The organism is Streptomyces sp. SLBN-118 (genome assembly GCF_006715635.1).
Lineage (GTDB): Bacteria > Actinomycetota > Actinomycetes > Streptomycetales > Streptomycetaceae > Streptomyces.
On record NZ_VFNP01000001.1, the window covers coordinates 1121870 to 1140429 of the forward strand.

The following is an 18560-nucleotide window of genomic DNA, read 5'->3' on the forward strand; positions in this document are numbered from 1 at the left end:
TTGCGTTCTTCTGACCTTCGCTCCGATTCCGCCTCGCCACGCTGCGGTGATCCAACTGGTTGGGTGAGGGAGCACGGGTGCGGGGGAGCCGGTAATGCGGGGCTGCGCACGGGCATGACCTGTCGGTGCGGTGGCCGGGCCGGACAGTGTCAGGCGGGGAGTGTCAGGCGGAATGTGGTGTGTCCGGGGCTGCTGATGACGGTGACGGTTCCGCCGTGGGCAGTGATGACGGCGTGGACGATGGCCAGGCCGAGGCCGGTGCTTCCGGTGGCGCGGGAGCGGGCGTGGTCGGCGCGGACGAAGCGGCCGAAGACTTCCGGTTGGAGTTCTTCGGGGATGCCCGGCCCGTTGTCGCTCACGCTGAGCAACACGTCGGCCTGGCCGACGGTGAGAGTGATGGTGACCTCGCTGCCCGGTGGGGTGTGGGTGCGCGCGTTGGCGAGGAGGTTGCCGATGGCCTGCTGGAGCCGGTGGGCGTCGCCGGTGACGGTGATGGGTTCTTCGGGGAGGTCGAGGAGCCAGCGGTGCTCCGGGCCGGCGGCGCGTGCGTCGTCCATGGCGTTCAGGATCAGCAGGGTCAGGTCGACCGGCTCGCGTTCGAGGGGGCGCCCGGCGTCCAGGCGGGCAAGGAGAAGCAGGTCGTCGACGAGGAGTGTCATGCGTTGCGATTCGCCGTCGATGCGCTCCAGGGCATGACGGACCTGGGCGGGGACGGGCTCGTGGTGGCGCAGGGCGAGTTCGGCGTGGCCGCGGATGTTGGCGACGGGGGTGCGCAGTTCGTGGCTGGCGTCTGCGGCGAAGTGCCGGAGCCGTTCCTCGCTGGCCTGGCGGCGGGTGAGGGCGTCCTCGACATGGCCGAGCATGTGGTTGAGGGCGCTGCCGACCTGGCCGACCTCGGTGCGGGGGTCGGTGTCGGGAAGGGGCCCCGGCATGGCGATCTCGCCGCTGGCGAGCGGCAGTCCGGCCACCTCCGCCGCCCGGGCGGTGACCTGCTGGAGGGGGCGGAGGGAGATGCGTACCCACAGGGCCGCGGCGATGCCGGTGATCACCAGTGCGGCGGCGAACAGGGAGGCTTCGACGGCTTCGAGGCGGTGCACGGTCTCTTCCACCGGGTGCAGGGGAAGGCCGGTGATCATGGTGTCCTGGTCTTCGCCGTGGACGGCTGTGACGCGATAGGGCCCCAAAGAGGAGAGGCGGATGCTGTGTCCGTGTCCGTCCACGGGAATCCGCGCCAGGACGCGGTGATCCGTGGGGGACAGGGACAAGGGGCGGTCTGTCGTGTCGTCGACGACGGCGGCCTGGATGGTCCCGTTCAGCAGGCGGGCCCCGAAGGTGGAGTCGGCCTGTCCCCGGGTGTCGGGACGGTTGTCCCCGTCGGGTTTCGCTTCGTGTTCCAGGCTCGCGGCAAACCGGCCGCCGGAGGCGGTGAGTTGCTCGTCCAAGCGGCCCATCAGGAATCCCCGCAGTGCGAGGGCGGTGGTGATCCCGACGGCGAGGCAGGCGAGTGCGAGCAGGGTGACGAGCCCGGCGGTGAGCTGTCCGCGCAGCGTACGGGGCGGCAGGCGCCTCATGAGGCGTCCGGCTTGAGGTCCGCCTTGAGTACGTAGCCGACGCCGCGCACCGTGTGGATCATCGGGGTCCGTCCGGCATCGATCTTCTTGCGCAGGTAGCTGATGTAGAGCTCGACGATGTGCGCGCGCCCGCCGAAGTCGTACGCCCACACCCGGTCGAGGATCTGGTCCTTGGACAGCACCCTGCGCGGGTTGCGCATCAGGAACCGCAGGAGTTCGAATTCGGTGCGCGACAGGTCCACTGCAGATCCCGCGCGGCGGACTTCTCTTGCTTCCTCGTCCATGGTGAGGTCACCGACGGTGAGCCGGTTCGTATCCGGCTCGGCCTCGGCGGTCACACCGGCCCGCCGGAACAGTCCGCGCAGCCGGGCCAGGACCTCTTCGAGGCTGTAGGGCTTGGTGACGTAGTCGTCGCCGCCCGCGGTGATGCCGGCAATACGGTCCTCGACCGCATCGCGGGCGGTCAGGAACAGGACGCACACACGGGGCGCCTCGCGTCTGAGGGCGCGCAGGACCTGCAGGCCGTCGAAGTCGGGCAGCATCCAGTCCAGGACCACCGCGTCGGGTCGGAAGTCTCTCGCAGTGGCGAGTGCGCTCGCGCCGTCGGCGGCAGTGCGGACCTGCCAGCCCTCGCCGGCCATCACACCCGCCAGGACGTCGGTGACGTCGGGTTCGTCGTCGACGACGAGGATCCGTACGGGCTCTCCGTCGGGGCGGTGGAGCTGGGATGTCGTGCGCGGCTCGTCCATGGTTCCTCCAGCATCCCCCGGAGCACGCCGTCGCAGGACGAGCCGTGTCTTTGAGTTTCCTATGAATCGGCGCTGAGGGCGGTCGGCGGGAGGGTTTCAGAGGGTTCACAGAAGTTGGGCTGTGAGGCTGGCGGCCCCTCGCCCGAGCGAGCCCGACTGGGAGGTGCCGCATGACCACGATGTTCACCAGCACCACGTATGCGACCCGTGGCATGCGGCACCGGCGTCCACGCCGCAGCCCTGTGCCGTTCCTGGTCCCGCTGGTGATCTGGGCCGGTGCCGCGGGCGTGCTGGCCCTGTGGTGGAGCGACACGAACGCGGTGGTCGGCCCGGCGGGCTGGCTCACCGGCGCGGGCCGGATCACCGGGCTGCTGGCGGGCTACGCCTGCGCCGTACTGCTGGCCCTGATGGCCCGCGTACCGCTCCTGGACCACAGGATCGGCACGGACCGGCTCGCCCGCTGGCACGCCTTCGGCGGGCGCTGCACCATCTCGCTGGCCCTGGCCCACACCCTGCTCATCATCTGGGGCTACTCCCTGGCCTCACATACGAGCGTGGTCGGCCAGACGTCCACTCTCGTCTTCCACTACCCCGACCTGCTCAAGGGCACGATCGGCTTTCTGCTGTTCCTGCTCACCGGGATCCTCTCGGCGCGCGCGGCCCGCCGCAGGATGAGCTACGAGGCCTGGCACTATCTGCACTTCGCCACCTACCTGGCCGTTTTCCTCACGTTCGGCCACCAGCTCTCCAACGGAGCCGACTTCGTCGGCAACCGGCTCGCCCAGATCGCCTGGTACACCCTGTTTCTCGGCGTCGCCGCGCTGTTGGCCTGGTTCCGGTTCGCCGTCCCCGTACGGCGCGGACTGCGCCACCGCATGCGCGTCACCGCGATCCACCCCGAGGCTCCGGGCGTGGTCTCCGTCCACCTCACCGGCGAGCACCTGGACGAACTGGGCGGCGAGCCGGGGCAGTTCCTGCGCTGGCGCTTCATGGCCCGCGGGCTGTGGTGGACCGCCAACCCGTACTCCCTCTCCGCTCCCGCGCACCCCGACCACCTGCGCATCACGGTGAAGACCGTCGGCGGCCACAGCGCCGCGCTGGCCCGCCTGGCACCCGGCACCCGGGTGTGGGCCGAAGGGCCCTACGGAAGCTTCACCGCGATGCGCCGCACCGCTCCCCAGGTGCTCCTCCTGGCCGGCGGCGTCGGCATCACCCCCCTGCGCACGCTCTTCGAGACGCTGCCGGGACACGTGACCCTCGTCTACCGCGCCCGCCGCGTCGAGGACCTCGCCCTGCGCGGTGAGATCGACGCGATAGCCGCCCGCCGACGGGCCACCGTGCACTACATACTCGACGAACCCGCCGACTGCTCCTCTCCCCTCACTGCTCGGAGCCTCAGCGCTCTGGTTCCGGGCCTTGCCGCGCACGACGTGTACCTGTGCGGGCCGCCCGGTATGGCGCAGGCCGCCGCCCACGCCCTGCGGGAAGCCGGCGTACCCGCACGGCGCATCCACCACGAGTCGTTCGCGTTCTGAGGAGAACCCGCCATGCGCCGAGCCATTCTCGCCACCACAGGAATCAGCGCCCTGGTCGTCGCCCTGCTCTCCCTCAAACCCCACCAACTCCCCGGGCTCGCAGGCAGAGCGCCGCAGACGCCCTCGGCCACGGCCTCCGCGCCCATCCCCGCGGGCACGCCGCCGGGGTCGTCCACGGGGACGGGCACCTTCACCGGGAATCCCGTCGAGACCCAGTACGGAACCGTGCAGGTCGCCGTCACCCTCGCCAAGGGGAAGATCAGCGCGGTGAAGGTCCTCCAGGCACCGGACCAGAACGGCCGTGACCAGCAGATCACCGACTACGCGGTGCCCCGCCTCACCCAGGAGGCGATCGGCGCCCAGAGCGCGCAGATCGACGCCGTATCCGGTGCCAGCTACACCAGTCAGGGCTACATCCAGTCCCTGCAGAGCGCCCTGGACCAGGCCCATGCCTGACATCGCACACGCGCTGCGCCACGTCGAGCACGTGATGGGCACGGTCTTCTCCTTCGACATCCGGGACAAGCCCACCACCGCCATCCACCGCGCCCTCGCCGAGGCCGTACGCCACCTCCACCGGGTCGACGCCGTGTTTTCCACCTACCGGCCCGACAGCCACATCAGCCGCCTCAACCGCGGAGACATCCATCTGGCCGACTGCCCACCCGAGGTTCACGAGGTCCTGTCCCTGTGCGCACGGGCCACCCACGACAGCAACGGCTGGTTCAGCATCGTTCCCGCCGGCGCCCTCGACCCTTCGGGCCTCGTCAAAGGCTGGGCCACCGAAGCCGCATCCGGACTCCTCCACAACGCCGGCGCGCACCACACCTGCGTCAACGCCGGCGGCGACCTCCAACTCCGCGGCCAGGCAGCCCCCGGCACCCCCTGGCGCATCGGCATCGCCCACCCACTGCGGGCCGGCGACCTCGCCACCGTCGTCACGGCCCACCGTGACCTGGCCATCGCGACCTCCGGCACCGCCGAACGCGGCGCCCACATCTTCGACCCGCACCACGGCACCCCTGTCACCCCGTTCGCCTCCCTCACCGTCGTCGGTCCGCACCTGACCATGACTGACACGTACGCCACCGCCGCTTTCGCCATGGGCGACGGCGCCCGGCACTGGCTGGAGGCAATGGAGGGCTACGAAGCGCTCGCGATCCTGCCCGACGGCCGGGAATGGCGAACCTCAGGATTCCGCCGATACGGATCATGAGGCGGGGCACTGCCCGCAAGGAACGAGGGCCACCCCTCAGCGCACGCTCTCGCCCTCACACCCTGCTCGCCCCATTTCGGCCCTTCAGCAGCGCGACCGACCGCAGCCTCAAGCAGTTACTCAGTGCTACACGCCACCCGGCCGTAGCTCTACGAGAACAGGGCCGACCTGCGGGTCGTCCCACCTTCGTCCTGTAGGCCGTTTTCGCAGGTCAGGCGATATGACAACGGTGTTCAGTCCCGTGTTGCCCGATACCCCCCGCCCGTAGTTCACTGAGGTCTCGGCAGTCACTTCCGACGAACCAGGAGGCGTCTTACATGGGGGCTGGGCACGACCACGGGCACTCGCACGGCGGAGCGCCGCCGACCGGCACCGCGGCATCGGCCTTCAAGGGACGTCTGCGCATCGCCCTGTCGATCACGCTGGGCGTGATGGCCCTGGAGATCGTCGGCGGCATCCTGTCCGACTCGCTCGCGCTGATCGCCGACGCCGCCCATATGGCGACGGACGGGGTCGGGCTCGCCATGGCTCTGATCGCGATCCACTTCGCCAACCGGCCCGCGGGGGCGAACCGCACCTTCGGCTTCGCGCGGGCGGAGATCCTGGCCGCGCTCGCCAACTGTCTGCTGCTGCTCGGCGTCGGCGGCTACCTGCTGTACGAGGCGGTGCAGCGGTTCATCACTCCGGCCGACACCAGGGGCGGACTGACGATCGCGTTCGCCGCGGTCGGCCTGGTCGCCAACATGGTCTCGCTCTCCCTGCTGGTACGGGGCCGGCAGGAGAGCCTGAACGTCCGCGGGGCGTACCTGGAAGTCCTCGCCGACGCACTCGGGTCCCTCACCGTGCTGGTCTCGGCGGGCATCATCCTCGCCACCGGCTGGCAGCAGGCGGACCCCATCGCGTCCCTGGTCATCGGCCTGATGATCGTGCCGCGCACCTGGAAGCTGCTGCGCGAGACGCTCGATGTGCTGCTGGAAGCGGCCCCCAAGGGCGTGGACATGGGTGAGGTGCGGGCGCACATCCTCGCGCTGCCCGGAGTCGAGAACGTACACGATCTGCATGCCTGGACGATCACTTCGGGAATGCCGGTGCTCTCGGCGCATGTGGTGGTGCACCAGGATGTCCTGGACGCGGTCGGGCACGAGAAAATGCTGCATGATCTGCAGGGGTGCATCGGTGATCACTTCGATGTGGAGCACTGCACCTTCCAGCTCGAACCGGTCGGCCATGCCGAGCACGAGGCGAGGCTGTGTCACTGAGGGGTTCGGCTCTGGGCCGTCCGGGCTAGTGCAGGCGGCATGCCCGGACTGCCGAAGTGCGGACAAGCCGCTTTTGTACGGCAGACTGGGCAGGCCACCCAGGGCCGCCGAGGACCGATGCGAAGGATGGTTATGCCGACCTCACCAGCCACCGCGACGAACAGTTCGTCCAGTTCGCCGAGCAGAAGCCCCCAAGCGATCCTGCTCGAACTGGTCGACGAGCACGGCAACACCATCGGCACCACGGAGAAGCTCGCCGCCCATCAGGCGCCCGGGCTGCTGCACCGGGCGTTCTCCGTGTTCCTCTTCGACGAGCACGGGCGGCTGCTGCTGCAACGCCGGGCGCTGGGCAAGTACCACTCCCCCGGTGTCTGGTCGAACACCTGCTGCGGGCACCCGTACCCGGGCGAGGCCCCGTTCGCGGCGGCCGCCCGGCGTACGCACGAGGAGCTGGGGCTCTCGCCCTCGCTGCTCGCCGAGGCGGGCACGGTCCGCTACAACCACCCCGACCCCGACTCGGGCCTGGTGGAGCAGGAGTACAACCACCTCTTCGTGGGACTCGTGCAGACTCCGCCGCGGCCGGACCCGGCCGAGGTGGGCGAGACGGCCTTTGTGTCGCCGACGGAGCTTCAGGCGAGGCATGCCGAGGGTCCCTTCTCGGCGTGGTTCATGACCGTGCTCGACGCGGCGCGCCCGGCGATCAGGGAGCTGACCGGCCCTTCCGGCGGCTGGTGACCGGACGCGCGCGGAGCGTCAGAAGGCCACGGAGCCGCTGGGTCTCAGCGGCAGCGCAGCCCAGATGATCTTGCCACCGCTCGCGGTGTGCTCGACGTCGCAGGATCCGCCGGCCTCCCGGGTGATCTCGCGGACGAGAAGCAGGCCGCGGCCGCCGGTCTGCGCGTAGTCCGTCTCCAGTGCCTTGGGCCGGTAGGGATGGTTGTCCTCCACGGACACCCGGATCCACTCGGCACCGATGGCGACCTCGACGGCGACCTGGGGCGAGAGCAGGGCCGCGTGCCGTACGGCATTGGTGACCAGCTCGGAGACGATCAGCAGCAGTCCCTGGACGAGGTCGTCCTGAACGGGGACGCCCTGACGATTGAGCAGATCCCGAACGGCGTGCCGGGCCTGGGGTACGGACACATCGACCGCTGGAGCGGTGAATCGCCAGACGCCCTCGTAGGCGAGGGGCCGGGCCGGGACGCTCCCGCGGATCTCCATAGTCCGGCACCCACCCTCGGCTCGACTGCGACTGACCATCGAGTAATCAGTGTTGGCGTTCGTTGGTCCGGACCCGATAGCTGAACATAAATCACCACCTATCGACGCTTTCTGACCGAGTGGGTATGACACCGTCAGTCGCGCGACCGTTCCTGATCTTCTTCTGGCTGATTGGTGGGTTCGGGGCGACGGATAGCATCCGCGCATGGAACCGCAGCTGGAACGCACCGTCGCGGACGGGGTCGCCACCCTCGTCATCAGCAATCCCGCCAAGCGCAACGCCATGACCGCGGGGATGTGGCGCGCGCTGCCCCGGCTGCTCGCGGAGTTGGCCACGGACGATTCAGTGCGAGCCCTCGTGCTGACCGGCGAGGGCCCGACCTTCTGCGCCGGCGCCGACATCTCCTCGCTGCGGGAGCCCGGCGAGGCCCCGCAGATCTTGGCCGTACGGGCCGAGGAGGCGCTGGCCGCGTTCCCCAAGCCAACGCTCGCCGCGGTGCGCGGCTACTGCGTGGGCGGCGGCTGCCAGCTCGCCGCGGCATGCGACCTGCGGTTCGCGGAACAGGACGCGCTGTTCGGGGTGACCCCGGCGAAGCTCGGGATCGTCTATCCAGCCTCGACGACCCGGCGGCTGGTCTCGCTCGTGGGCCCGGCGACGGCCAAGTACCTGTTGTTCTCCGGCGAGTTGATCGATACGGAGCGGGCGCTGCGCACCGGGCTGGTGGACGAGGTGCTGCCGCAGGGCGAACTGGGAAAGCGGGTCGCGGAGTTCACGCGGATCGTCGCGTCGCGCTCGCAGCTCACCCAGGCCGCCGCGAAGGAGTTCGCGACCGGCCGCACCGACCGGGACGCCTACTGGGAGGAGCAGGCGCGCTCCGGCGGCGACCGAGCCGAAGGGGTCGCCGCCTTCCTGGAGCGCCGGGCGCCCCGTTTCACCTGGACGGTGTGACCCTCTCGGCCTGGCCGCGCCAGTAGTCGACGATCTTCGACGGCGCCTTGTCCGGCGAGCCGGCGTCGTAGGGCGGCTGCGGGTCGTACTCCGTGAGCAGCTGTACGGTCTGGGCGGCCTCGTCGCCCCCGATCCGGCCGAGCAGGTGCAGGGCCATGTCGATGCCGGACGAGACGCCCGCCGCCGTGACGTACTTGCCGTCGAAGACGACCCGCTCCCCCGTCGGTTCGGCACCGAGCGGCACCAACTCGTCCAGTGCGAGCCAGTGGCTGGTGGCGCGGCGGCCGCTGAGGAGTCCGGCGCCGGCGAGCACGAGCGAGCCGGTGCACACGGAGGTGGTCCAGGTGCTGGTCGCGTCGGCGGTACGGGCCCAGTCCAGGATCGCCTCGTCGCGCATGGCCTCGCGCGAGCCGGGGCCGCCCGGGATCAGGACGATGTCCGGGGTGGGCACCTCGGCGAGGGTGCGGTCGGCGATCAGTGCGAGGCTGCCCTGGTCGCCTCGTACGGGACCTGCCTCCTTGGCGACGAAGACCGTCTCGGCGCCCGGCAGCCGTCCGAGGAGTTCGTAGGGGCCCACGGCGTCGAGGGTGGTGAAGCGGTCGTAGAGAAGGATCGCGATCTGCATCGAGTGGTCCCTTTCAGCGGATGCTCGGTGAATTCGAGTGGATGTGAGTGGATGTGAGTGGATGTCAGCGGATGACAGTGGAAGTCAGTGGGTTCATCCGACAGGTGCGTGGAAGCGGCGGCGGTACTCCGCCGGTGCCGCGCCCAGCGTCTTGACGAAGGCCCGGCGCATGGCCTCGGGCGTGCCGTAGCCCGACGCCCGTGAGACCTCCTCGACCCCGTCGGCGGTGTCCTCCAGCAGTCGTCGCGCGTGTTCGAGGCGTACGCGCTCGACATACCGACCCGGGGTCATGCCGGTCTCCGCCTGGAAGGCACGGGCGAAGTGCCGCGGCGACAGCCGTGCGCGCGCCGCCAGTGACTCGACCGACAGATCGTCGGCGGGATGCTCGGTCACCCACCGCTGGACCTCACGCAGCGGCTCACGGCGGGCTGTCTGCGCGGACAGCTGGGCACTGAACTGCGCCTGGTTTCCCGGGCGCCGGAGAAAGACGACCAGGTGGCGGGCGATGGTGAGCGCCACGTCCCGGCCCCAGTCCTCCTCGACCAGGGCGAGCGCGAGGTCGATTCCCGCCGTGACGCCCGCGGATGTGGCGAGCTTTCCGTCGCGTACGAAGATCGGGTGCGGGTCGACCTCGACGGCCGGATAGGCGCGGGCGAGATGGTCGCAGGTGGCCCAGTGGGTGGTGACCCGGTGGCCGTCGAGCAGGCCTGCCTCGGCCAGCAGCATGGCCCCGGTGCAGACGGAGACCAGGCGCTGGGCGCGCGGAGCGTTCTCGCGGAGCCAGTCGATCAGCACGGGCTCCGGACGGCGGGTGCCCTCACCGCCCGGGACGAGGAGTGTGTGCGGCCACGGAGCGGCGGCCAGCGAGGTGTCCGGAACGATCGTGAGCCCGCTCGACGTCCGTACGGCGGCACCGTCCGCCGAGGCCGTGCGGACCGGGTAGGCAGCCGGGTCGCCGACGGCCTTGGCGGCGCCCGCGAAGACCTCCACGGGGCCCGTGAGATCAAGGCTCTGCACGCCGTCGAACAGGACGACGAGCACGGATCGCTCTGTCATGGCTCTCATCCTTCGCGGGCCGCGATCCGTCCGCAATGACGAGCACCCCACCTTTCCTGCCATGACGGACCCAGGGGTTCACGACGTACCGACCAGTCGGTAACGTCATTCGTATGAGTCCTCTGCCTGCGCGCTCCGGCCGCCACTGCCACCACGCCCTCAACCCCCTGCACTCGACGCTCTACTTCTCGCCGGACTTCACGGCGGAGTACGCGCGGCTCGGTATCGGGGACGAGCGCGCCGCCTACTTCGCCGCGCGCGCGGCCGCGATGGGGGCAGTCGGCCAGGGCACGGTCGCGGCCACCTTCTACAACTTCAGCCATGAGCTGATCGCGCAGCATCTGCCCGCCGTGTGGGCCACCGCCTCACCCGAGGCGGTGCTCGACGCCCGGCTGCGCATCGCCGACCGCACCCTGAGGCGGCTGCTCGGCGACGAGGTGATCGCCTCCAGGGAACTGGCGGAGGCCGCCGAGCTGGCGCTGCGTGCCACCGAGGCCTGCACGCGGCACGCCCGGCCGCTGTACGCCGCGCACGCGGATCTGCCCGTGCCCGCCGAGCCCCATCTCGCGTACTGGCACGCCGCGACCCTGCTGCGCGAGCACCGCGGCGACGGCCATCTCGCCGCCCTGCTCTCGGCCGGGCTCGATCCCCTCGAGGCGATGGTGAGCCACACGGCGACCGGGAAGGGTGCGGCGCCGCGCTGGATCCTGGCCACCCGCGGCTGGCGGCGCACCGACTGGCAGGCCGCGCAGGAGCGGCTGCGCGAGCGCGGACTGCTGGACGCCGAGGGCGAGTTGACCGAGGCGGGCGCTCAGCTTCGGGCCGGGCTCGAAGACCACACGGACCGCATCGACAAGGCTCCGTACGAGCATCTGGGCGCCGCGGGCGTCGAGCGGCTGACCGAACTGGCGCGCGGCTTGCTGAGCCTCGCCGTGGCTGCCGGCGCCTTCCCCGCGGACCTCAGCAGCAAGGACTGACGCCCGCCGGTGCGGCCCGACGGCCGGATCGGGTCCGAGGCGGCGCGCGACACGGGCCCCGGCCACGCGGCACAATGCACTCTCAAGCACAGCCAGCACGACCAGCATGAGAAGGCGAGTCGGGGAACCGTGACGACGTCCATCGAAGGCAGGATCGCCGAGGAGCTCGGCGTACGCGAGCGGCAGGTGACGGCAGCCGTCGAGCTGCTCGACGGCGGGTCGACCGTGCCGTTCATCGCGCGCTACCGCAAGGAAGCGACCGAGATGCTCGACGATGCGCAGCTGCGCACGTTGGAGGAGCGGCTGCGCTATCTGCGGGAGCTGGAGGAGCGGCGGGCCGCGATTCTTCAGTCCGTGGGCGAGCAGGGCAAGCTCACCGCCGAGGTCGAGGAGCAGATCCGGGCGGCCGACACCAAGGCGCGCCTCGAGGACATCTATCTGCCCTTCAAGCCCAAGCGGCGCACCAAGGCGCAGATCGCGCGCGAGGCGGGTCTCGAACCGCTCGCCGAGGGGCTGCTCGCCGATCCGTCGGTGGAGCCGCTCGCGGCCGCCGCCGCTTTCGTCGACGCCGACAAGGGCGTCGCGGACGCCGCGGCGGCGCTGGAGGGCGCGAGGTCCATCCTGACGGAGCGTTTCTCCGAGGACGCAGACCTCATCGGCGAGCTGCGTGAACGGATGTGGACGCGCGGGCGGCTGGCGGCGAAGGTACGCGCGGGCAAGGAGGAGGCGGGCGCCAAGTTCGCCGACTACTTCGATTTCGCCGAGCCCTTCGAGGAACTGCCCTCGCACCGGGTGCTGGCCATGTTCCGGGGCGAGAAGGAAGAAGTACTCGACCTGGTCCTGGAGCCCGAGGAGCCGTCCGAGCAGCCGGGCCCCTCCCTCTACGAGTCGATGATCGCCCGGCGCTTCGATGTTGCCGACCGCGGCCGTCCCGGCGACAAGTGGCTCGCCGACACGGTTCGCTGGGCATGGCGGACGCGGATCCTGGTGCACCTGGGCATCGATCTGCGGCTGCGGCTGCGCACGGCGGCCGAGGACGAGGCGGTACGGGTCTTCGCCGCGAACCTGCGGGATCTGCTATTGGCCGCGCCGGCCGGCACCCGGGCCACGCTCGGACTCGACCCCGGATTCCGTACCGGTGTGAAGGCCGCCGTGGTCGACGCGACGGGCAAGGTCGTCGCCACCGACACGATCTATCCGCACGTTCCCGCCAACAAGTGGGACGAGTCCCTGGCCAGGCTGGCGCGGCTCGCAAAGGAGCACTCGGTCGATCTGATCGCGATCGGCAACGGCACGGCCTCCCGCGAGACCGACAAGCTTGCCGCTGAACTGTGCGCCAAACACCCGGAGTTGAGCCTCACCAAGGTGATGGTCTCCGAGGCGGGCGCCTCGGTGTACTCCGCGTCCGCGTTCGCCTCGCAGGAGCTGCCCGGCCTCGATGTCTCACTGCGCGGCGCCGTGTCCATCGCCCGCCGCCTCCAGGACCCGCTGGCCGAACTCGTCAAGATCGACCCCAAGTCGATCGGCGTCGGCCAGTACCAGCACGACCTGTCCGAGGTGAAGCTCTCCCGCTCGCTGGACGCGGTCGTCGAGGACTGTGTGAACGGCGTCGGAGTCGACGTCAACACCGCGTCCGCGCCGCTGCTTTCACGGGTCTCGGGCATCGGCACCGGACTCGCCGAGAATATCGTGGCGCACCGCGACTCCAACGGCCCCTTCCGCTCCCGCAAGGCGCTGAAGGACGTGGCGAGGCTCGGCCCCAAGGCGTACGAGCAGTGCGCCGGCTTCCTTCGGATCCGCGGCGGCGACGACCCGCTGGACGCCTCCAGCGTGCACCCGGAGGCGTATCCGGTCGTGCGGCGCATGGTGAAGACGGCGGGCGAGGAGGTCGCATCCCTGATCGGCAACGCCCCGGTGCTGCGCTCGCTGAAGCCGGCCGACTATGTGGACGACACCTTCGGTCTGCCGACGGTGACCGACATTCTGCGGGAGCTGGAGAAGCCGGGGCGCGACCCGCGGCCCGCGTTCAAGACGGCCACCTTCAAGGAGGGCGTCGAGAAGATCGGCGACCTGGCGTCCGGGATGATCCTGGAGGGCGTGGTCACCAATGTGGCGGCCTTCGGTGCCTTCGTGGACATCGGTGTTCACCAAGACGGCCTGGTGCATGTGTCCGCCATGTCGAAGACGTTCGTCAAGGACCCGCGCGACGTGGTGAAGCCGGGCGACGTGGTGCGGGTGAAGGTCCTGGACATCGACATCCCGCGCAAGCGGATCTCGCTCACGCTGCGCCTCGACGACGAGGCCGCGCCCAAGGAGGCGGGCGGCGGCGGTCCGAAGCAGCGGGAGCGGGGTGAGCGCGGCGGCCGTCCGCCGCAGCAACAGCGCCGCCGGCAGGGCGGGCGCGGGGACCGCAGCGGCGAGCGGGGCGGCGACCGCCAGGCTCCGCCGCCCGCGAACAGCGCGATGGCTGACGCGCTGCGTCGCGCGGGTCTCGCGGATCCCGGCCGACGTCGCTGACGAGGCATCAGGGCGGGTCACCGTCCTCATAAGGGCCCGGACGGTCTGCGTACCGTCCGGGCCCTCTTCTTGGTTCTTCACGCAGTAACGGCTGCCGAGAGCACCGCAAGTTGAAAACGCACGGCCAAAGTATCCTCGGTGAGCCGAGACACCCAGGGCCACCAACCAATGGCAATCCACGGAATGCTAATGACCAGTCCAGAACAATGAAAGTTCCCTTAATTCATTGCAGAACTCTTTTACGGTCGCAGGATCGCTCCCATAGTGGGATCAGTCCCGTCTCGCCTCCGGCACGTTGAGACGAAACGAATGGCTCCTGTTACTTGCCTGCCCCGAGCCACCTCTTCCGGCGCGAGGCGGAGAGCCGGTCTGTTCAGCCTCGGCGAGACCATCTGGCTGGACAGCCGAATCAACCACTCGTGCGTGCCCTCACGATTCCACAGTGCCCTTGGAGTTTTGGCCTTGATTTACCTCACCGCCGCGCTCGTACTGACCCAAGGCGTTTTCATGATCGTCTGGGCCGTTGGCCGACACCATCGTGATCCGCACGTCTACCCCGGCAGCGAGAAACACCGTGCAGCACTGGCGTCGGTCGATGACGGCACGGCATTCAATCTCCAATACTGGCGGGGCATGAGCACGGCAGCGCAGGCCGAGTTCGGCGAACAACGTTTTGCGCCCTATGAGGCGACCCGCCCGAATGGGCGACCGTCACTACCATCCTGAGCCCAAGTCAAGCCATCAGCCAAAAAGTTCAGTGTGTGGGCGTATCCGTGGGGCAACCGGGTCTTCTTGAGCAGGTGTGACAGGGCAGCTGCGGGTACCCGTACCGTGAAGACGCGGCTGGACAACGAAGCTCCGGCGGTGGGGTGTCCGTGCGTGGACTCTTCACCGGACCGGAGCTTCGTTGCCCAGCGAGGCATGTCGCGCCGCTGAGAGACGTATCGCGTCACGGCGGGATCAGTGACCTGCCATCGCCTGGTCGTGACGTAGGCAGGTGTCACCCATCGATGGCCGGGTACAGTTCCAGATCCTTGATCGAAAAGTTCCAGTACCCGTCTGTCCGCTCGGGGTTCCAGGTTCGGGTACAGTACACCCGCCACTTGGAGGCGGCTGTTTGCTCGTCCAGTTCCAGGATATGTGGGTTTGACCACCCGTCGAAGACTTCCTTGGTGGTCTTCCACTCACCGTTGACTTTGGCTTGGATCTCGTAGTTGTAGCATTGGTTGTCGCCCCACCAGATACGGGCGAACTGGACTTTCCGTGGGCTACCGAGGTCTACCGATATCCATTCCCCGTCGGCATGGGTATTCGCGTTTCCCGCCGACCACCACCAGCTTTGGAGGTTGTCGTCGAGCGCCTGTGGAGCCGCCTCGGGGTTCGAGGACGCGCTACCCTTCTTGCCCTGCGCCACGTCCACGAACCCGGATTCATCGCATCTGCTCAAACGTTCGTCGAAGTTCATCGTGCGCCCCTGGACGACGGCATTGACCTTGCCGTCGTCGAGCTGCGGTTTGTCCAGCACATCCACGTTCACGGTGCCCTCCAGGGGAATTACCCAATCCTGGTCATAACCCGTGTTCTTCTGGTTGCCATTGTTCTTCAGATCAGGGAAGTTGTCGGATACGTCAAACGAGTCTCTCAGGTGCAGCACAAAGTGCCCCTTCAGCTCCACCATCGGGATCCTGGCCTCAAGCCAGCCGACATGGCCGGGCGCTACGGTCAGGCCCTTTGTGATGGTTGTGGTTTCGGTCTCCGTGACAGAGAAGCCGAGAGAGTGCTGAACCGACGCCTTGACCACACCCAAGTCGAGACTGGCCCCCCAAGTGAATGTATAGGAGAAACCATTCGCAACCGCGTGCGCCTGCGCATATTGATTTGTCTGGGGCTGGCTGGTGCAGTTGAAGAGAGGATCGACCACTTTACTGTCGCGCTTGATGTACTGCTGCTTTCCCTCTGTGACAAACTCGCACCACCCTCGGCCAAAGCCAAAAAGCTGTTGGTTCATGGTAAGCCTGGCTTCTAGCCCTGACGGGTTGTTGCACAGCTCGACCGCGTCTTTGATTTGATCTTCCTTTGACCCTGCGTGCCGCGCTTGGGCCGTGGTGGCACCGGTCGTTACTGATGTGGTGAGTGCGGCGGTCAGCGCCAGGAGCCCTGCTGTTGTTCGCTGTCGCGGGTGGGTCACTGCTCGTCCTTGTCCTTGAGATGGGTCCGCCGACGAGTGGATCGGCGTGGGGTGGCGGAACTGTCCCGCGTTGTCGCAGGCAGGCGATGGGCCGGTGCGGCGGTGTGTCAATGTCGCGGGTGGGGCCAGGTGTTGATTGACTGGTCGGACGTCCGCCGCGGGGGGATTCCCCTACGGAACATCCTCTGGGGAGGTGCTTCTTTCCCCCATAGACGTGCGGCCTGCGCCCTGGTTGCGGGTCGCAGTACGCTTTCCAACAGCAGATCAGTGACGTCCGTCACAATGAGTCGGGAGTTGCCGCCCGGTCGCCCTCACCTGCCGGAGCGGTGGGTGATCGAGCGGACCTTGTGCGCCACGAGGCGCCTTATCGACGCGCTGAGCACTACCGTTTCGACCATGGCCACACGCATCCGCGACGCGTGCTTCAGTTCGTCACGCCAGAAGCGGACCTGCCGGCGGACGGCGACGAGCGCGCGCAATGCGGATTCTGCCGCAGGCGGTTCAGGCCTTTGGGCTATGGCTCGAGGGGAGACGCCGGGGTGGGTGTGGTGATGGGGGAGGGTTGTTTGTGGGCCTCGGGGGGCGTCCGGCGGGGTGTCGGGTCTGTGTCGGCTGTGCGGGAGTTGGCCTTCGGGCTTGGCGCGGTGGGAGTGAGCGTGCCGTCGTGGATGCCCTTGGTTCCTGTGGTGTTCGGGATCTCCGGTGGCGGGTCGGGGCCGGGGGCCGGGGCGGGGGCGGGGGGCGATGTCGGGTTCGGGAGGTGGGACACCGAGGGGGTCTGCGAAGGTTTGACCGGTGTCGGTGTCTCTTGTTGTCTCATGAGGAGCAGGACGCAGGCGGCTGCCGCCGCCAGGCCGAACAGCGCCAAGAACGCGCGCCGGACCAAGCCCCGGACCGCCGCGCTACCAAGTGGCGGGGAGGCGGGCCGAAGGTCGTGCAGGTCAACGGCGTTGGCTCGGGCCTGGAGTGCGGCCCGCAGTCGTCGTTCCAGGGGGCCTTCGACACGATGGGAGTGTTGATCGTTCATTGTTCGGCTTCGAACTGCCGGCTGAGGGCATCGAGGGCGCGACTGGCGGTGGACTTGACTGTTCCGCGGGACAGTCCCAGGGCGTCGGCGATCTCGGCCTCGGTGAGGTTGGACCAGTAGCGCAGGATCAGCACTTCGCGCTGACGCTGGGTGAGACGTCGAAGAGCGTGGAGGACTTCGCGATGTTCCTCGCGCAGGAGTACGGCTTCTTCGGCCGGTGGTGCGTGTCCCACCCGTTCGGGAGTGTGGGCACGCGCTGTCCGGCGGCGGCGCAGGACCGAGCGGGCGGTGTTGAGGACGCTGGTGCGCAGATAGGCTTCCGGGTCGTCCAGGCGGGCAAGTTGGTCCCCGTGGCGATGGTAGAGCGCTGCGAAGGCGTCCTGTACCACGTCTTCCGCTGTTGGAAGGTCGTCCACCAAGAGCAGCGCCAGACGAACCAGGCCCAGTCTGCGGTGGTGGTAGAGCTCGTCGATGCGGGGCTTGCCCAGGGCGGCCGGCGTCGTGGACGTGGTAATGGAGCGCGCCTGGGGAGGCTCGCCTCCGAATGAGTTGTGCCTGTCCGACGAGCCGTGCAGCAGACGGTGCCATGCTCGGCTCAGCACGCTGCCGGAGACGCCGACAAAGAACAGCCCCGGCCTGTACGCAGCCGACGGCGGACCACCGACCCCGGCTGGGACGGTCGGGGTTGTCGCCGTCCTCATGGAGCTCCTGGCGGCGTCGGCGGCGCCGCAGGAGCTGCGTGCGAGCCCGGCTCTACGGGCGCCGATACCGCAGGGGCTTCCGACGCGAGAGCGGGCGGCGACGCAAGTGCCGTGTCGGCAGCGGTCTTGGAACCGCCGCCGACAGCGTTGGCGAAGCCGATGGCCAGCCCGGCAGCGACGGCGGACGTTCCCAGAACCGTGCGTATCCTGCCGGGGCTGAGGCTCGATGACTTGGCGGGGAGTGCAGTCATACCGATCCTTGAACGCGGATGATGATGGATCAGTCGGGTGTCCGTCACGGGTGGTTACCCGTGACGGACACCCTTGGGGGAAGAGGCGTGCCTCTACCCCCACAGACGTTCGGCTTACCTCCGGGTTGCGGGTGGGGTCGACTTTTTCAGCAGGCGCGATGAGTGATCTGTGTCACAACGCCCTGGGTCGGACCGGGGGCGTGGTGGTGCCGCACCGTCCAGCGAAGCGTTGCTCAACCACCAGTCAAGGACATCGGATACATGACTGCGGCGCGGACGCCGAGATCACGAGCCCGGCAATACCACCTGCCGCCGTGGCCTCCGCGACGCGATCAAAGAATTCTTCGACGGCGTGACGTGACCGCATCTTTTCATGCGGAGGTTGACTCCGAACGGCGATGTGGATCGGCTGACACATAGGAGAAATGCTGACGACGCACATCTGAGCGCAATCTCGCACACTCGCGCTCTGCAGATGGTTAGCGTCTGGGTGGGAAACACTCACCTCCACGCTCTTCACATCAAGCCCCCCGCAGCATCACGGAACAGCGGGCTGTTTTTCATTCAACTTGATTCTGAAAGGTTGTTGTGTAAATCTAAACGGACCCTCAAATCATCCTTAAGGCAGCCTGATTCAGGTGATCGAACCTTATTAGGACGTGCTGAGCGGCATAGGGTTTTACCGTCGCCTATCCGGTGGGCAAAGGCACCCGTACGC

Annotated in this window: 17 protein-coding genes; 9 read left to right on the top strand and 8 right to left on the bottom strand. The window is 68.6% G+C overall.

The window, feature by feature from the left end:
- Positions 1–149 precede the first annotated feature (149 nt).
- Positions 150–1571, bottom strand: coding sequence for a cell wall metabolism sensor histidine kinase WalK (locus FBY35_RS05245; protein WP_142212658.1), 1422 nt, complete (start codon positions 1569–1571; stop codon positions 150–152).
- Positions 1568–2320, bottom strand: a complete 753-nt coding sequence (locus FBY35_RS05250; RefSeq protein ID WP_142212659.1) for a response regulator transcription factor — start codon at positions 2318–2320, stop codon at positions 1568–1570. Before FBY35_RS05250 ends, FBY35_RS05245 begins: the two co-directional genes overlap by 4 nt.
- A gap of 170 nt (positions 2321–2490) precedes the next feature.
- On the opposite strand from FBY35_RS05250, the gene FBY35_RS05255 reads away from it, so the two are divergent.
- The 5 genes from FBY35_RS05255 (at position 2491) to idi (ending at position 7065) form a co-directional block, all read left to right on the top strand.
- On the top strand, positions 2491–3855 hold the full coding sequence (locus FBY35_RS05255; RefSeq protein WP_142212660.1) for a ferric reductase-like transmembrane domain-containing protein: 1365 nt from the start codon (positions 2491–2493) through the stop codon (positions 3853–3855).
- Positions 3856–3867: 12 nt separating this feature from the next.
- Positions 3868–4311, top strand: a complete 444-nt coding sequence (locus tag FBY35_RS05260) for an FMN-binding protein (RefSeq protein WP_142212661.1) — start codon at positions 3868–3870, stop codon at positions 4309–4311.
- Entirely contained in the window at positions 4304–5071 is a 768-nt protein-coding gene (locus tag FBY35_RS05265; protein ID WP_260848517.1) for an FAD:protein FMN transferase, read from the top strand. The genes FBY35_RS05260 and FBY35_RS05265 overlap by 8 nt, the downstream gene beginning before the upstream one ends.
- Positions 5072–5388: 317 nt before the next feature.
- Positions 5389–6330, top strand: a complete 942-nt coding sequence (locus tag FBY35_RS05270; protein WP_142212662.1) for a cation diffusion facilitator family transporter — start codon at positions 5389–5391, stop codon at positions 6328–6330.
- Between the two features lie 132 nt (positions 6331–6462).
- Positions 6463–7065: an isopentenyl-diphosphate Delta-isomerase gene (gene idi / locus FBY35_RS05275; protein ID WP_142212663.1), complete on the top strand. Its 603-nt coding sequence runs from the start codon at positions 6463–6465 to the stop codon at positions 7063–7065.
- An 18-nt stretch (positions 7066–7083) separates the two neighbouring features.
- Here the strand turns inward: idi and FBY35_RS05280 are convergent, their stop codons facing one another.
- Positions 7084–7551, bottom strand: coding sequence for an ATP-binding protein (locus FBY35_RS05280; protein WP_142212664.1), 468 nt, complete (start codon positions 7549–7551; stop codon positions 7084–7086).
- A gap of 205 nt (positions 7552–7756) precedes the next feature.
- Here FBY35_RS05280 and FBY35_RS05285 point away from each other — a divergent pair, with 205 nt between their 5' ends.
- Entirely contained in the window at positions 7757–8500 is a 744-nt protein-coding gene (locus tag FBY35_RS05285; protein WP_142212665.1) for an enoyl-CoA hydratase/isomerase family protein, read from the top strand.
- Here the strand turns inward: FBY35_RS05285 and FBY35_RS05290 are convergent.
- Positions 8484–9125 carry a DJ-1/PfpI family protein gene (locus FBY35_RS05290; protein ID WP_142212666.1) on the bottom strand — a complete coding sequence of 214 codons (642 nt, stop codon included), beginning with the start codon at positions 9123–9125 and terminating at the stop codon, positions 8484–8486. The genes FBY35_RS05285 and FBY35_RS05290 overlap by 17 nt on opposite strands.
- A 93-nt stretch (positions 9126–9218) precedes the next feature.
- Positions 9219–10181: a GlxA family transcriptional regulator gene (locus tag FBY35_RS05295; RefSeq protein WP_142212667.1), complete on the bottom strand. Its 963-nt coding sequence runs from the start codon at positions 10179–10181 to the stop codon at positions 9219–9221.
- A gap of 113 nt (positions 10182–10294) precedes the next feature.
- Here FBY35_RS05295 and FBY35_RS05300 point away from each other — a divergent pair, with 113 nt between their 5' ends.
- The 3 genes from FBY35_RS05300 to FBY35_RS05310 all read left to right on the top strand — a co-directional run bounded on the left by FBY35_RS05300 (position 10295) and on the right by FBY35_RS05310 (position 14401).
- A complete protein-coding gene (locus FBY35_RS05300; RefSeq protein WP_142212668.1) occupies positions 10295–11158 on the top strand; it encodes an SCO6745 family protein in 864 nt (287 codons plus the stop codon).
- A gap of 129 nt (positions 11159–11287) precedes the next feature.
- Complete coding sequence (locus FBY35_RS05305) at positions 11288–13675, top strand: Tex family protein (RefSeq protein ID WP_142212669.1); 2388 nt, start codon at positions 11288–11290, stop codon at positions 13673–13675.
- 462 nt (positions 13676–14137) lie between these two features.
- The gene (locus tag FBY35_RS05310; protein ID WP_142212670.1) at positions 14138–14401 is read left to right on the top strand and encodes a hypothetical protein; all 264 of its coding nucleotides are present in this window, start codon (positions 14138–14140) and stop codon (positions 14399–14401) included.
- Between the two features lie 274 nt (positions 14402–14675).
- On the opposite strand, the gene FBY35_RS05315 is transcribed toward FBY35_RS05310, so the two are convergent.
- The 3 genes from FBY35_RS05315 to FBY35_RS05325 all read right to left on the bottom strand — a co-directional run bounded on the left by FBY35_RS05315 (position 14676) and on the right by FBY35_RS05325 (position 17591).
- Positions 14676–15863 carry a discoidin domain-containing protein gene (locus tag FBY35_RS05315; RefSeq protein ID WP_142212671.1) on the bottom strand — a complete coding sequence of 396 codons (1188 nt, stop codon included), beginning with the start codon at positions 15861–15863 and terminating at the stop codon, positions 14676–14678.
- A 311-nt stretch (positions 15864–16174) separates the two neighbouring features.
- Complete coding sequence (locus tag FBY35_RS36030; RefSeq protein ID WP_160159229.1) at positions 16175–16342, bottom strand: hypothetical protein; 168 nt, start codon at positions 16340–16342, stop codon at positions 16175–16177.
- 544 nt (positions 16343–16886) lie between these two features.
- Positions 16887–17591, bottom strand: coding sequence for a SigE family RNA polymerase sigma factor (locus tag FBY35_RS05325; protein WP_142212672.1), 705 nt, complete (start codon positions 17589–17591; stop codon positions 16887–16889).
- Positions 17592–18560 lie beyond the last annotated feature (969 nt).